Below are 13,975 nucleotides of genomic sequence, written 5' to 3'. Positions count from 1 at the left end.
AACCATGACTCCCGAAACCATGATGTATATAGACCCACACATACATATGACCTCCCGCACCACCGATGATTATGCCCGGATGCGCGATGCCGGCATTGTGGCCATCATAGAACCTTCTTTCTGGCTGGGTCAGCCGAGAACCCAGGTAGGCTCCTTTAAAGACTATTTCAGTAGCTTGTTAGGCTGGGAAAGGTTCAGGGCCAGCCAATTTGGCATCAAACATTACTGTACCATAGGGTTAAACTCAAAGGAAGCGAACAATGAAGCATTGGCGGAGCAGGTAATGGAGCTTCTGCCATTGTTCGTCCTGAAGGAAGGCGTGGTTGGCGTAGGCGAGATTGGCTACGATGACCAGACGGCCGCCGAAGACAAGTATTACCGGCTGCAACTGGACCTGGCCAAAGAGGTAAGCTTGCCGGTGCAGATCCACACACCGCACCGCGACAAGAAGGCGGGCACCATAAAAAGCATTGAAGTGGCCCTGGAGCATGGCCTTCAGCCCCACATGGTAATAGTGGATCACAACAATGAAGAAACCGTGAAAGACACCCTAGACGGAGGCTTTTGGGCAGCATTCACGATTTATCCTAACTCCAAAATGGGGAACGAGCGGATGGTAGAGATTGTGAAGCAGTATGGCACAGAACGGATTATCGTAAACAGCTCTGCTGACTGGGGGGTAAGTGATCCGCTATCGGTGCCTAAGACCGCTTTGCTAATGTTGGAAAGAGGCATTTCAAAAGAAGATGTCCGCCTGGTGTGCTACCAGAATGCCTTAGATGCTTTTGGGCAGAGCGGCCAGATGAAAGAGTCTGATTGGCTGAAACAGGTAACCATAGACCAGCGCGATAAATTCTCGGATAACTCTATCCTACGGGGCGGGCAGGCGCCTGTGGTCGGAGAAATAGTATCGACGAACCTGTTGGAAGATAATATAGTGCAGTAATGGGAATCCTTGCCTATGTCAGGCTAATGCGTCCTGCCAATATCGTGACGGCCATAGCCGACATTATGATGGGTTTCGCCGCCTCTGGAGCGCTGGTCACGGTTGCAGTTTGGGAGAGTAGTTCCTTTCCCTCTATAGCCTTGGCCTCTCTCCTGTGGCTGGTGCTCTCCACTATAGGCCTTTACGGGGGTGGGGTTGTGTTTAATGATGTGTTCGATGCTGACCTTGACCGGATAGAGCGTCCTGAAAGGCCAATCCCAAGCGGGAAAGCCACCGTTTTGGGAGCTACCATGCTAGGGACTTTGCTCTTGGCGCTTGGGATTCTGGCTGCCGGGCAGGTATCTGTGCTAAGCGCATTTATCGCCAGTGCTATCGCCGCCTGTGCCTTGTTGTATGACTGGAAGGGGAAACACCACCCCGTTCTCGGTCCTGTGAACATGGGCGCCTGCCGCGGGGGCAACTTGCTTCTGGGCATCAGTGCCATTCCAACCGCTGTAGAGCAATTCTGGTATCTGTCCTTGATTCCGGTCGTGTACATCTCCGCCATTACCATGGTAAGCCGTGGAGAAGTGCACGGAGGCAACCAGTTTGCTCTCAAGGGAGCCGTTTTACTTTATGGCGTGGTTATAGGGGGAATCATCAGCTTGGCCCTGCTGCCGCAGTTTAACGTGTTATACAGCTTGCCGTTCCTGTTGCTGTTTGCCTACCTCATATTCCCGCCACTGTTAAAAGCAATTCCAGCCAAAGAGCCTGCCTATGTTATGCAGGCAGTTAAGGCGGGTGTACTGGCATTGATTGCCATGAATGCCAGCATGGCAGCTGGGTTTGCCGGCTGGCAATACGGGATTTTGGTGCTTCTCCTTCTTCCAGTCTCACGCTTCATTGCCAAAAAATTCGCCATAACTTAAGCTAACTGGAACGGCATCTAATCTCCCTTTCCCATATGAAATCAATTGTACAGGAATTTAAGGTACCCTTTACCTACGGAGTGTATTTTACAGAAGGCCTCTTCCATCTGGATAACCCATTGCTGGTTGACCTTATAAAGAGACAAAACAGCCCTGGGCCTCATAAGGTGCTCGTTGTTCTGGATGAAGGGGTGGCCCAAGCGCATCCACAATTAGTAGGGCAGCTCGCCGCCTATACGGCACATCATGCTGCTGCTATATCCGCTGTGAATCCCCCTGTACTGGTACCGGGGGGGGAGGCCGCAAAGAACGACCCGGCCCTCTTGGGCCGGGTCCTAGGGGCCATCAATGATTTTGGGGTGTGCAGGCATTCTTACGTGGTGGCCATAGGGGGTGGGGCCGTGCTGGATATGGTTGGTTTTGCCGCCGCCACCGCACACCGGGGCATCCGCCTTATCAGAGTGCCTACCACTGTTCTTTCCCAGAACGACTCCGGTGTAGGTGTCAAAAACAGCATGAACGCCTTCGGCAAGAAGAACTTCCTGGGAACATTTGCGCCGCCTTTCGCCGTGCTAAACGACAGCGGGTTTTTACTCACGCTCGAAGACCGTGACTGGCGCGGCGGAATAGCGGAAGCAGTCAAAGTGGCCCTTATAAAAGATGCCTCCTTTTATTTCCAGATAAAGCAGAATGCACGGAGACTGGCTGCCCGGGAGATGGAACCGATGCAAGACCTGATTTTTCGCTGCGCAGAAATGCATGTGGCGCATATAGGCGGTGGTGATCCTTTTGAATTCGGCTCTTCCCGTCCGCTGGATTTCGGGCATTGGGCCGCACATAAACTCGAGCAGATGACAGATTATAAGCTGCGCCACGGGGAGGCGGTAGCTATAGGCATTGCCTTAGATGTGATGTACTCCAAATTGGCGGGCATGCTCAGTGAAAAGGAATGCAATGACATCCTTAGCCTGCTGTGCGAACTGGGCTTTGACCTCTATATCCCTGCGCTCTCCCAGAGTCTGGAAACGTCGGCCGGAAAGCTGCATATACTGCAGGGGCTGGAGGAATTCAGGGAGCACCTGGGTGGGCAGTTAACCATCATGCTGCTTCAGAAGATTGGCGTTGGGGTTGAAGTCCATCACCTGAATGAAACGCTGATAGCTGAAGCTGTGGACCAGTTACGGAAGTGGCAACCTTCCAGTCTAGTTGGTGTGACGGCGTAATCGTTTCATTTTAACTCCAAGTGATGCATCTTCAAGACAGGTTTCATTTAACCTATTGCACGAACATCCACCCGGGTGAGGCCTGGGGGGATGTGTTTGATAGCTTGGTGAGGTACTTGCCGGCGCTGAAAAAAGAGTTATCCCCGGACAAACCTTTTGGCATAGGGCTGCGCCTTTCAGACCTGGCCAGCCGGGAACTTTCCGAAAATAGTACTTTGACTGCTTTCCGTACCTGGCTACAGGAGAATGACCTCTATATATTTACCATGAACGGCTTTCCCTTCGGAGGTTTCCATAACCAGGTCGTAAAGGACGAGGTGCACAAACCTGACTGGACAACCTCTGCCCGGTTAGATTATTCGAAACGGCTGGCGCATATTCTGGCCGCGCTTCTGCCGGAAGGGGTGGATGGAGGCATTTCTACTTCCCCACTGTCCTACAAGCCCTGGCATTCAGGCACCTCGGAAAAAGAGGCCGTATTAGGTAGTGCAACCGCTCACCTGATAGACCTTGTAAATGAGTTGCTTCTAATCAAAGAAGAAACAGGCAAATTAATTCATATTGATATTGAACCGGAACCGGACGGTTTCCTTGAGAATAGTGGGGAAGTAATTAGGTATTTCCATGACTGGCTGCTTCCAGCAGGAGTTGAAGATTTGGTTTTATCCAGAGGATTAAATGAGCAACAGGCAAAAGAGGCAGTATTAACGCACCTGAAATTATGCTATGATGTCTGCCACTTTGCGCTGGCCTATGAGCAGCCGGCAGAAGCTTTTGCCAAGCTAACAGCAGCCGGGATAGGCATTGGGAAAATCCAGCTCAGCGCCGCCCTGAAGGCGCAAGTTCCGGCCGATGGCACCGGAAGGGCAACACTGCGGGAAATGCTTGCCCCTTTCGCCGAGTCAACGTACCTGCACCAGGTAGTGGCCAGGGACGCGGCTGGCAGCCTCACCCACTATCCCGACCTGGGCCTTGCTTTGGATTCCCTTCCAGGGAGCGACGCTATCGAATGGAGAACACATTTCCATATACCCCTTTTCACGGATTCCTTCAAGGGGCTGCAATCGACCCAGGAGGATATCGTGCAGGTATTGGCTTATCTCCGGAGCCGACAGGTCACGAACCACCTGGAGGTAGAGACCTATACGTGGGAAGTGCTGCCCGAAGGACTAAAGGTAGATTTAGCGCAATCCATCCGGCGAGAGTTGGAGTGGGTCATGAAAACCATTAACCTAGATGAGGATGGAAAAGACGGTAGTCTTAAACGTAGTGGGGCTCACGCAGTCCCTGATAGGTAAAAATACCCCCTTCCTGGCTGATTGGGTGGCGAAGCAGGCTGACGGGGTTGCTATCCGGCCCGTCTTCCCTGCGGTGACCTGTACCGCCCAGGCCACCTACCTGACAGGAAAGTCCCCTCAGGAGCATGGCATCGTGGGGAACGGCTGGTACTTCCGGGAGGAGTGCGAAGTAAAATTTTGGCGGCAGTCGAACAAACTGGTACAGGCCGCGAAAGTCTGGGAAACGGCGAAAGCGGCGGATCCGTCCTTTACCTGCGCCAACATGGGCTGGTGGTACAACATGTATTCTACCGCCGATTACACCCTCACCCCCAGGCCGCAGTACTTGGCAGACGGTCGGAAACTCCCCGACTGCTATACCCATCCGGCCGGCCTGCGAGACACTCTGCAGGAGCGGCTGGGGATGTTTCCTCTTTTCAACTATTGGGGGCCTAAAACATCTATCAAATCCAGCAAGTGGATAGCGGACGCCTCCAAGATAACTGATGAATTATATGACCCGACCTTAACGCTCATTTATCTTCCCCATTTGGATTACAATTTGCAGCGCCTAGGGCCGGGAGATCCGCGCATAGCCACTGACCTGCAGGAGATAGATGCCGTCTTAGCTGATTTGATACCCTTCTATGAATCGCGGAGGGCGAATGTGGTCGTACTTTCCGAGTATGGTATCTCTGAGGTAAACCAGCCTGTACACCTGAACAGGGTCTTGCGGGCGCATAATCTTATTGCCCTTCGTGAGGAGCGTGGCCTTGAGCTACTAGATGCAGGTGCCAGTGAGGCATTTGCCGTAGCAGACCATCAGGTGGCCCATATTTATGTAAAAGACAAAGACAGGATAGAGGAGATAAAACAGCTTATTGCTCAGGTCCCGGGCGTGGAGGAGGTATTGGCTGGCGGGGAACGGGATAAATACCGCCTGGGGCACCACCGCTGCGGGGAATTGGTGGCGGTAGCCGGCAAAGAAGCTTGGTTTACCTACTACTATTGGCTAGATGACAAAAAAGCCCCTGACTTCGCACGCACCGTAGAAATCCATAAGAAACCAGGCTATGACCCAGTGGAGATGTTCGCCGACCCGAAAATCACCTTCCTGCTGCCCTTAGTGGCGGGCAAGTTGCTAAAAAAGAAGCTAGGCTTCAGAACCCTAATGGACATAATTCCACTGGATGCCACTTTGGTAAAAGGCTCTCATGGGCGTATCCCCGATTCGACAGCAGAATGGCCCGTATTCCTTTCAAATAAGAAAGAACTGGTACCTTCGGCGGATATACAGGCCACAGAGGTATTTCAGCTTATCCTGGCCCATCTGGCTGTAAAGCAACAACAGGAATCCCGTCCAACGTATCATGAAAGCCCGTTGAAGAAATAGAAGTCCACTTTTTTATTGACGATCAGGTATCTATTATTAAAAAGAGAGAATTTATGGCAACCACCTCTACTATTCTGGCAACTCTCCGGCAAGATGATTCTAAGCTTAACTGGCAGCAGCTGTTATCTGATATAATATCCGCTTTTGACTGTTCTACAGGTACTATCCATACCTTGGATAAAGAATCTGAGCTTCTTAAACTACAGGCACACCAGGGCATACCTGACTTTTTACTGCCTAAAATGACTGAGATTCCAATAGGCAAAGGTATGGCGGGAATAGCTGCAGAACGTAGACTGGCTGTAGAGATGTGCAACTTACAGAAGGATGACTCCGGTGTGGCCCGCCCTGCGGCAAAAGAAACGAAAGTAGAAGGGTCTATTGCTGTACCCATGCTGCTGGATGGGGAACTCTATGGTACCCTTGGGATTGCCAAACCGGTACCTTATGACTTTACAGAAGATGAAAAGCAATCTTTGCTGGAGATTGGCGAAGAAATGAGTCGTCGTATCCAACTACTTGCATGTCGTAAGTAGATAAATGACATTCTTTTTAACCTCAACAACGAGAGGGAAGCCAATATGCATGGTTGGTAATGAGGGAGCGGTGGTGGCAGAAGTCATTTGAATTGGCTGAGTCGGACTGGGTAGGTGGTTATTGTTCCCACTTGACTTTTCCGGGCGAGACATATAAAGCCTGCAGTTTTTCGAGGGTAAAATGAACTGCTAAACATACCTCCTCCTAGCTGCGCTCGGCGGGCAAGGGTATTAAGGAATTGCTTCCCAGTGGACTCTACTTCCTGGAACTCTGTCGGCGGGCCGAATTACCTTCATGTTGCGGCTGCCCCCCAGCCCCAACACCACCTCCTTCGTGGATACCAACTCTAACACGGCTGCCAGTATTTTCCGCAGTTCCTCGCTCGGCGTGAAGGCATGGTACTGGATGAAGACGAGCTTTCCCCGCTCAAAGTATTTCATGGTGGCGTATTCCGAATCGTAGTAGGCCATCTTGTAGACTTCCCTTTCGTCAACTTATTTGTAGGCTTGGTGATGGCAGGTCTTCCGATTTTGCATAGCCTTTTTGGAAGAAGATGTTTTTCGTCCAATTACAAGATTCAGGAATCTACCACCTTTACCTTCACAGATAAAAGCCTTTTTATACTAGGGGAGACTTTTACCAACATCTTCACCTTAGACTCCTTACACAAAGTCACACAAACAAAAGCCTTGTTTGTGTTTCATACTTATATCTGACTTTAGTTAAGCAATTGTCTACGTATTCTACTATAAGTCCCCGTACTTCTCTCCGGTGAACCCTTGGCCTATCAGGTTGCACAGCCCGTACTGCTGGGCCTTGTAGAAGGAATCGAGGTATCCAAGGATTCTCCCTCCGTCCATCACCCTATAAGGGGTCTGCGGGGTGACTACTGCTTCTCTGCATCTCTTCTCCCTAAATGCCTCTGCTTTGGCATTTAGGTTCTCTTCCACGGCTTTAAGGGCCTCTCGCTAATGACTACACAGCTGGCATCGAAGGGCTTTTCTCTTGGTATGCCAGCCTTATTTTCATCGAACAACATGGGTGACGGGCCTTACCCAGGATTGGTTTCACAGGGGGCGCATTCTGCCATGGGTTTCAGGACAAGGTTATCGGTCTCTTTAGAGTACAAGGTTGAAAAATCAGAGAACATCTGTATTGCCTTAACGGAGGTTGGGTGGGGCAGGCTATGAGAGGAGCCAGGCCGTAGCCGCAGCCTTGTTATAGAAGCTACGGCTCTCTATCCCTGTCCCGTCTTCCCTAGCGACCCCCACTTCAGCCCGCTGGGCCGCTCCCAGGCCTTATCCGCATGCAGGATCCTGGCGGTCTTCTCATTCTCAAGCCGGGTTTTCTCAAGGTCTTTGGCAAAATTACTCAGGAGCGCCCCGCCACTGCCCAGGATTTGTACCAGCAGTTCAAGCCCGTGGCCAAACCCCAGCAACCGCAGCGCCTGCAACAGATAGATAACCTGCTACAGACCCTGCATGGCCTGGGCCTTCTCAGGAAGACCGGGCAGGAGCAGTACGTAAAATAGAGGAAGGAAAATGAATCAAAGCAGGAAGCCTGTTCAACAAGAACAGGCTTCCTGCTTTATAAGCTTAAATGCCACAGGAAAATAAGGAAGGTGCCCGGTACTCTTATTGGAAGATAAGGCGGCTGTTTCCAGGGAAGGATGGATCGAGTGTTTGAAAAAGAACGAGCATAAAAAAAGCCTCACCGGGTAGGTGAGGCTTTTGAAGTGGGGCGTGCTGGATTCGAACCAGCGACCCTCTGCTTGTAAGGCAGATGCTCTGAACCAGCTGAGCTAACACCCCTTCTTTTTGTTTTGGTGACCTTTTGTCCCCGTTTTGATGATGCAAATATGGGGGTTGTTTTTTTAACTACCAAATCCTGTTTTGAAAAAATACTTAAATTTTCTGCAAAACCGTTTCACCATTGGAGGCCTGCCCCAGGGGGTGTATATTTAACGCCTGAAAATCAGAAAGTTTGTGGGAAGTAGAAAAAAGTTAGTCCGGTATTTTTTTTTCGCGGTAGCCGGATTTTTTTTCATGGTGGCCCTGGCCATGGGCTTGCTACAGGTTTACCAGGATAAAATCATCCAGCTTTTTATAGCCGAGGCCAACCAGCACATCAAGACCAAGGTGACGGTGGAGAAGATAGAGGTAACCTGGTGGGAGCATTTTCCGCAGGTGGCCATCCGGTTGCAGCAGGTGGAAGTGACAGAGGCGGTGCCCGGCAGCACGGTGCCTCTGGCCAAGCTGAAAAAGGTCTATGCCTCGTTCCGGCCCTGGGATCTGTTGGGCCGCAGCTACCGCATCAGGGAGCTGCACCTGGAAGAGGGGGAGGTGTACGCCAGGGTGCTGCCGAACGGGAAAGTGAATTACCGGTTTTTCCAGAGCGCCGACACCGTGCAGGACGAGACCCTGGATTTCGATTTGCAGCACATAGGCTTGCGCAACGTGCACGTGGTGTACCAAGATGCCCCTCGCCAGCAGAAGTTCAGCGTACAGGCGCATGCGCTTACCGCGGCCCTGGCCCTGGAGGGACCGGTGCTGCAGGTAAAAGCCCAGGGAGATGCCTTCATCCACACCCTCGCCATAGGGCAGAACGACTACCTGAAAGAGAAACGGGTTACCCTGGCCAGCAAACTCAGCATTGACACCCAGCAGAAGACCATTGCCCTGGAGCCTTCAGAACTGCAGATAGCCAAAGCCGTGTACCAGGTGGGCGGCCAGATTGCCTATAGCCAGAAAACGCGGGTAGACCTGCACGTCAACGGCAAGAACACAGATGTGCAGTCTATTCTGGCCTTGCTGCCGCCGCGTATTTCCCGGCAGTGGGGTCAGTACCGAAGCAACGGCGAAGTCTACTTCAAAGGGAAGGTAAAGGGCGAGGTGTCTTCACGCAAGAGCCCGTTCCTGGATTTTGCCTTCGGTGCGCGCGGCGCTACCTTCTACCACCCAGAGCTCAAAGAGAAGATAGAGCGGGTTTCCTTAGAGGGCCGCTTCACCAATGGGGCGCAACGCAGCAGTCAGACCTCTCTGCTGGAGTTGCGCAAGATTCAGGGCCGCCTCCACGGCAAACCATTCAGCGGCGAAGTGGTGTACCAAAACTTTACTGATCCTACGCTGCGGTTGCAGGCCAGGGCGCAGGTAGACGTAGCCCACGTTTTAGGCCTTTTTCCGGTAAAACACCTCAGAAGCGGGAGTGGACAGGCGCAGGTGCAGTTCTCGTTTGCGGGCAACCTGCGTGCTTTCCGGGCCAATCCTTACCATTCTGGCGTCAAGGCGGCGGGCACTGCCTCGCTGCAGCAGGTAAGCCTGCGGTTCCGGCAACACCCGTTGCCGCTCACGGGTCTTACCGGCAGCTTCCGGTTGCGGGGCAATGATATCGCTATCACAGACTTGAAAGGGATGTTCGGTAGCACCGATGTGCAGGTCAAGGGCTCTTTCCGGAACGCGTTGGCCTGGGTTTTCTTTAGAGGGCAGCGGCTCAAAATAGAGGCCGATGTCTCTTCGCGGTTCCTGAACCTGAACCAGGTACTGGCGGCATCTGAGGGCAAAAGCTCAGGTGCGGCGGCCGGTAGGGGAGGGAAAGCAGAGGCGTATGGCTTCAACATGCCGGCGCGGCTGGAGCTTGACCTGAACACCACGGTGAAGAGGGTGCAGTTCCGTCGGTTTAAGGGGCGCCAGCTGCAGGGGAAGGTCCAGTTGAAGGACCAGGTCATCTCAACGCCCGGCCTGGCGATACAGGCCGTAGGAGGGCGTTTCAAGGTGCAAGGGCGCATGGATGCCCGCCGGCCCCTGATCAAGGTGACCTCGGTGGCCACGCTGGAGAACATCAACGTAGACAGCCTGTTTTATGTGTGTGAGGATTTCGGGCAGCAGTTTATCACCCAGCGCCACCTGCGCGGCGAGTTGACGGCGCAGATCAACTCAGAGACCTATTTTGACCACCACCTGTCGCCGCGCACAGACTTGGTGCGGGCCGAGGTCAACACCATCCTCCGGAACGGGCAACTGCTCAACTTCGCGCCCATGCAAAAGCTCAGCCTTTTCGTGAAACGCGGGGAGTTAGCCCATCTTCGGTTCTCAGAGATAAAGAACAACTTCTACATCCGGAACCGTACGGTCTACATCCCGGAGATGGAGATCAAGTCCAACGCCGGGCGCTTGTCCACCATCACGGTCTCGGGCACGCACACCTTTGACCAGCAGATGGACTACCGCGTGCGCCTTCCGCTCAAAAACCACCGGCCCGACAAAGACGAACGCTTTGGGGTGATTGCCACGGGAGCAGAAAACAACCCCAACCTGTTCCTGACCGTCAAAGGCCAGGAAGGTAACTTCAAAGTAGCCTATGACCAGCAGCGGGTCCGCCAAAAGGTGGCCGCCGACCTGAAACGCGAGAAGAAGGAGATCAGGGAAATCTTCCAGGGTAAAAAGAAACCGGAAGAGAGGCCGGAAGAGAAAAAGGTAAAGCCGGCGGCCAAGTACTTTGAGTTCTAGAGACCGGGTTGGTTGTTTCACTGCTGGTTTTCAGGTAACGCCTTAAAAACAAAGCTGCGGCACCAGACGCGGTTTTGCTGGACTTTTGAAAAACAAGGCCGGAAAAAGGAAACAGGGTCGCTTTTACCCGGCAGTTTTCTGCCTTTCTCCGGAAAACACGCGCTAAACGCCCAGACTTCGGTTACACCTTTCAAGAAATACCTATGCTACAGGAAGGGGAAATAATTCTTCGGCCGTTGGCCGACCAGGACCAGGAAGCGCTGGCCAGTTTAGCCAACAACAAAAAGATCTGGGACAACCTGCGGGACCTGATGCCTCACCCGTATACCGTGCGTGATGCCCAAGCCTTCATACAGATGACGGGGCAGGAAGACCCGCAAATGACCTTCGCTATAGCGTATGAGGGGCAGTTGTGTGGCGTGATCGGGTTGGTAGGGCAAACAGATGTTTACCGCAAGACGGCTGAGATTGGGTACTGGATTGGCGAACCGTTCTGGGGCCAAGGCATTGGAACCACCGCCGTTAAACTTGTCACGGCGTATGGTCTGCACCAGCTGGGCTTCATGCGCCTGCACGCTGGTATCTTTGAATACAATGAAGCCTCTATGCGGGTGCTGGCCAAGAATGGGTACACCAAAGAGGGCGTCTTTCAAAAAGCCATCTTCAAGAATGACCAGATCTGGGACGAACACCGGTTCTCCATCACCCGTTAGGGTTCAAGACAGACGGTTGCCCTGCTTCTGAGCACCTGTTCTTCTGATAAAACTGCTTTTCACGTAGAAGCAGAAAGTGTCTGTTCTGCTGGGGACTGCCCAAACCTTCTTATATTGTATACCGCCTAGCATCTGCCTAATCCATGAAAAAGATCCCTTGCCGTCTCCTTCCTTTTCTCTTGTGGCTCGGGCTTTTCGCCTGCCAGAACAACCCCGGCACCAGCACCCAAACCACCCAGGCCAATTCTAAGGTTTATTACCCAGAGAAAGGCGATAAATGGGAGGTGAGAAAACCAGAGCAAGTGGGCCTGGATCCTGAACTGCTGGCCCAGGCGGTCTTATACGCCCAGACCCAGGAAACCAAGATGCCGAAGGATTTCTCTACCCAGGAAGAAACCTTCGGGAAGCTGCTGGGGCCTATCCCTAAAGACCGGGCGGGCACCAACGGCATCATCTTGCGGCACGGCTACATTGTGGCCGAGTGGGGCGATACCAAACGCGCCGACCCTACCTACAGCATCGCGAAGAGCTTTCTATCTACCCTTCTGGGCGTGACCCTGGACAAAGGCCTGATCAAAGACGTCCATGACCCGGTGGCCCATTACATCAAAGACGGCGGCTATGACTCAGAACACAACCGCAAGGTGACCTGGCACCACCATGCCCAGCAGACCAGTGAGTGGGAGGGAGAACTCTTCGGCAAGAGCCACACCTTTGTGGGCAAGGAAGAATTTGGCAACGGCGAGCGTAAACCCCGCGAACTCAAAGAACCCGGTACTTTCTATGAGTACAATGATGTGCGCATCAACCGTTTTTCCCTGTCGCTGCTGCGCCTCTGGGAGAAGCCCTTGCCCCAGGTCCTGAAAGAGCAGATCATGGACCCCATCGGTGCCTCAGACACGTGGCAGTACCTGCCCTACAAGAACTCGTACGTAGACGTGAACGGCAAACAGCTGCCCAGCGTGAGCGGCGGTACCCGCTGGGGCGGTGGCCTGTGGATCAATACCCGAGACGAGGCCCGGTTCGGCTATCTGTACCTTCGCCAAGGCAAGTGGAAGAACAAGCAACTGGTCTCCAAGGAATGGGTGAAGAAAGCCACCACGCCCGGTCCGCACGGCCCTGACTACGGGTACCTCTGGTGGCTGAACACCCAGAAAAAACAGTGGCCAGACGCGCCTGCCACCAGCTTTGCCGCCTTGGGGGCCGGGTCCAACACTATCTGGGTAGACCCGGAGCATGACCTGGTGGTGGTCTGGCGCTGGCACGGCACCAACGGGAACGAGTTCTTCAAGCGTATTCTGGCGGCCGTAAAGAAGTAAGAACCAGAAAGGGAACTGCATTGGCGTTTAGGGCCGGTTTTCAGAAAAACCAGTCCTAAACGCCAACTCGTTTTAAGCCGTGTCGTTTGTGTTATTCTACACCAACCCCTTGAAACTATGGCTGAAGAAACCACCGCTCTTTTGAAAGATTACTCTGATCAGGAAAAAGGAGCCTATTTGGGCGCATTAGCGACCATTGCCTCGGCAGACGGGCATGTGTCTGAAGACGAAATACAGTTTCTGCAACTCACCAGCGAAGCGGCAGAACTGCCTGAGAACCTCCAGCAGGAAGTGATCTCTATTGCCAGGAACCCCTCGCAGATAAGCCTGCAACGGTGCCTTGACGTTCTCAAAGGCAGTCCCCTGCGGTTCTCGTTTATCACTGATATCATCAGTTTCGCCAAATCTGACGGCCAGTATACCAGTGATGAACAAAAGCGCATTGCCGAGGTGAGCAACTACCTGGGCATTGACCAGAACCAGTTCAGCATCCTGGACCAGTTTGTAGACAAGGCCAACCAGGCGCAGGAGAAGGGCGAAGACCCAACCTCCCAGTCGTTCCTGAACAAAAGCGGGTTCGGGGATATGTTCAAGAAATCTGGTATCTCGCCAGCCATGGTGACCGGTATGCTAGGCGTGTTGGCCCCTATCGTGATCAGTGGCATGATGAACCGCCGCCGTGGCGGATACGGAGGCGGAATGATGGGAGGAGGCATGGGCGGAGGCTTAGGCGGATTGCTGGGCGGTCTCTTAGGCGGCGGAATGGCCGGCGGTATGATGGGCGGCCGAGGCGGCATGTACGGCGGGGGCCGCATGGGCGGCTTAGGCTCCATGGCTTCTATCCTGGGTGGCTTGGGCGGCCGGGGCGGCTACGGTTCTGGAATGGGCGGCGGTGGCCTGGGTGGCCTGCTGGGCGGTATCCTGGGCGGAGGCCGCAGAGGCTCCGGCTGGTAAACCAGTCTCCGCGTAAAAAATCCGCGTTAAAAAGTAATCCCTGTTTAGAGGCCTATTTCACAAAAATAAGCCCCAAACAGGGATTTTGCTTTTACATCGGGCAAGGCCCGGAATAACTTTCCTTAAGACTTTAAGCTGAAGTGTTCTTCACGAACCTGTATAGAGGTAGCGTGCACAAGGGCAACCACAAGGGATGGTCC

At 53.2% G+C, this 13,975-nt stretch carries 13 protein-coding genes and 1 tRNA gene; 11 read left to right on the top strand and 3 right to left on the bottom strand.

Going from position 1 to position 13,975, the window contains the following annotated elements; genetic code table 11:
- The first annotated feature begins 4 nt into the window (after positions 1 to 4).
- From FOE74_RS13250 to FOE74_RS13225, 6 genes are read left to right on the top strand one after another with little or no spacing between them, the layout of a single operon-like run.
- Entirely contained in the window at positions 5 to 946 is a 942-nt protein-coding gene (locus FOE74_RS13250) for a TatD family hydrolase (protein ID WP_225840805.1), read from the top strand.
- A complete protein-coding gene (gene eboC, locus FOE74_RS13245) occupies positions 946 to 1,854 on the top strand; it encodes a UbiA-like protein EboC (protein ID WP_149099093.1) in 909 nt (302 codons plus the stop codon). Before FOE74_RS13250 ends, eboC begins: the two co-directional genes overlap by 1 nt.
- Before the next feature lie 35 nt (positions 1,855 to 1,889).
- The gene (locus tag FOE74_RS13240; RefSeq protein ID WP_149099092.1) at positions 1,890 to 3,077 is read left to right on the top strand and encodes a 3-dehydroquinate synthase; all 1,188 of its coding nucleotides are present in this window, start codon (positions 1,890 to 1,892) and stop codon (positions 3,075 to 3,077) included.
- A 23-nt stretch (positions 3,078 to 3,100) separates the two neighbouring features.
- Positions 3,101 to 4,375 (top strand): metabolite traffic protein EboE, encoded by a 1,275-nt coding sequence (gene eboE, locus FOE74_RS13235; protein ID WP_188686707.1) that lies wholly within the window; start codon positions 3,101 to 3,103, stop codon positions 4,373 to 4,375.
- Entirely contained in the window at positions 4,320 to 5,747 is a 1,428-nt protein-coding gene (locus FOE74_RS13230; protein WP_149099091.1) for an alkaline phosphatase family protein, read from the top strand. The genes eboE and FOE74_RS13230 overlap by 56 nt, the downstream gene beginning before the upstream one ends.
- Positions 5,748 to 5,800: 53 nt before the next feature.
- A complete protein-coding gene (locus FOE74_RS13225; RefSeq protein ID WP_149099090.1) occupies positions 5,801 to 6,283 on the top strand; it encodes a GAF domain-containing protein in 483 nt (160 codons plus the stop codon).
- Positions 6,284 to 6,514: 231 nt separating this feature from the next.
- Here the strand turns inward: FOE74_RS13225 and FOE74_RS13220 are convergent, their stop codons facing one another.
- The gene (locus FOE74_RS13220) at positions 6,515 to 6,754 is read right to left on the bottom strand and encodes a hypothetical protein (RefSeq protein ID WP_149099089.1); all 240 of its coding nucleotides are present in this window, start codon (positions 6,752 to 6,754) and stop codon (positions 6,515 to 6,517) included.
- Positions 6,755 to 7,030: 276 nt separating this feature from the next.
- Positions 7,031 to 7,234 (bottom strand): hypothetical protein, encoded by a 204-nt coding sequence (locus FOE74_RS13215; protein WP_149099088.1) that lies wholly within the window; start codon positions 7,232 to 7,234, stop codon positions 7,031 to 7,033.
- Positions 7,235 to 7,590: 356 nt separating this feature from the next.
- On the opposite strand from FOE74_RS13215, the gene FOE74_RS13210 reads away from it, so the two are divergent.
- Positions 7,591 to 7,815 (top strand): hypothetical protein, encoded by a 225-nt coding sequence (locus FOE74_RS13210; protein WP_149099087.1) that lies wholly within the window; start codon positions 7,591 to 7,593, stop codon positions 7,813 to 7,815.
- 205 nt (positions 7,816 to 8,020) lie between these two features.
- Here the strand turns inward: FOE74_RS13210 and FOE74_RS13205 are convergent.
- Positions 8,021 to 8,095 (bottom strand) — tRNA-Val (locus FOE74_RS13205).
- 174 nt (positions 8,096 to 8,269) lie between these two features.
- Between FOE74_RS13205 and FOE74_RS13200 the strand changes: the two genes are divergently transcribed.
- From FOE74_RS13200 to FOE74_RS13185, 4 genes are all read left to right on the top strand, one after another.
- The gene (locus FOE74_RS13200) at positions 8,270 to 10,789 is read left to right on the top strand and encodes a YhdP family protein (RefSeq protein WP_149099086.1); all 2,520 of its coding nucleotides are present in this window, start codon (positions 8,270 to 8,272) and stop codon (positions 10,787 to 10,789) included.
- Positions 10,790 to 10,992: 203 nt separating this feature from the next.
- Positions 10,993 to 11,502: a GNAT family N-acetyltransferase gene (locus FOE74_RS13195; protein ID WP_149099085.1), complete on the top strand. Its 510-nt coding sequence runs from the start codon at positions 10,993 to 10,995 to the stop codon at positions 11,500 to 11,502.
- A 143-nt stretch (positions 11,503 to 11,645) separates the two neighbouring features.
- A complete protein-coding gene (locus FOE74_RS13190; protein ID WP_149099084.1) occupies positions 11,646 to 12,821 on the top strand; it encodes a serine hydrolase domain-containing protein in 1,176 nt (391 codons plus the stop codon).
- A gap of 117 nt (positions 12,822 to 12,938) precedes the next feature.
- A complete protein-coding gene (locus FOE74_RS13185) occupies positions 12,939 to 13,775 on the top strand; it encodes a tellurite resistance TerB family protein (RefSeq protein WP_149099083.1) in 837 nt (278 codons plus the stop codon).
- Positions 13,776 to 13,975: the final 200 nt, after the last annotated feature.

It is taken from the genome of Rufibacter glacialis, from assembly GCF_008271745.1.
GTDB classification, from domain to species: Bacteria; Bacteroidota; Bacteroidia; order Cytophagales; family Hymenobacteraceae; genus Nibribacter; species Nibribacter glacialis.
The sequence above is the reverse complement of the archived record's forward strand: the minus strand, read 5'-3'. Positions and strand labels throughout refer to the sequence as shown.

What these genes read in the sequence shown, in the direction of transcription:
- eboE (WP_188686707.1), top strand. Translation starts at nt 3,101, where the DNA reads ATGCATCTTCAAGACAGGTTTCATTTAACCTATTGCACGAACATCCAC.
- FOE74_RS13230 (WP_149099091.1), top strand. Translation starts at nt 4,320, where the DNA reads ATGGAAAAGACGGTAGTCTTAAACGTAGTGGGGCTCACGCAGTCCCTG.
- FOE74_RS13210 (WP_149099087.1), top strand. Translation starts at nt 7,591, where the DNA reads ATGCAGGATCCTGGCGGTCTTCTCATTCTCAAGCCGGGTTTTCTCAAG.
- FOE74_RS13225 (WP_149099090.1), top strand. Translation starts at nt 5,801, where the DNA reads ATGGCAACCACCTCTACTATTCTGGCAACTCTCCGGCAAGATGATTCT.
- eboC (WP_149099093.1), top strand. Translation starts at nt 946, where the DNA reads ATGGGAATCCTTGCCTATGTCAGGCTAATGCGTCCTGCCAATATCGTG.
- FOE74_RS13190 (WP_149099084.1), top strand. Translation starts at nt 11,646, where the DNA reads ATGAAAAAGATCCCTTGCCGTCTCCTTCCTTTTCTCTTGTGGCTCGGG.
- FOE74_RS13220 (WP_149099089.1), bottom strand. Translation starts at nt 6,754, where the DNA reads ATGGCCTACTACGATTCGGAATACGCCACCATGAAATACTTTGAGCGG.
- FOE74_RS13195 (WP_149099085.1), top strand. Translation starts at nt 10,993, where the DNA reads ATGCTACAGGAAGGGGAAATAATTCTTCGGCCGTTGGCCGACCAGGAC.
- FOE74_RS13250 (WP_225840805.1), top strand. Translation starts at nt 5, where the DNA reads ATGACTCCCGAAACCATGATGTATATAGACCCACACATACATATGACC.
- FOE74_RS13185 (WP_149099083.1), top strand. Translation starts at nt 12,939, where the DNA reads ATGGCTGAAGAAACCACCGCTCTTTTGAAAGATTACTCTGATCAGGAA.
- FOE74_RS13240 (WP_149099092.1), top strand. Translation starts at nt 1,890, where the DNA reads ATGAAATCAATTGTACAGGAATTTAAGGTACCCTTTACCTACGGAGTG.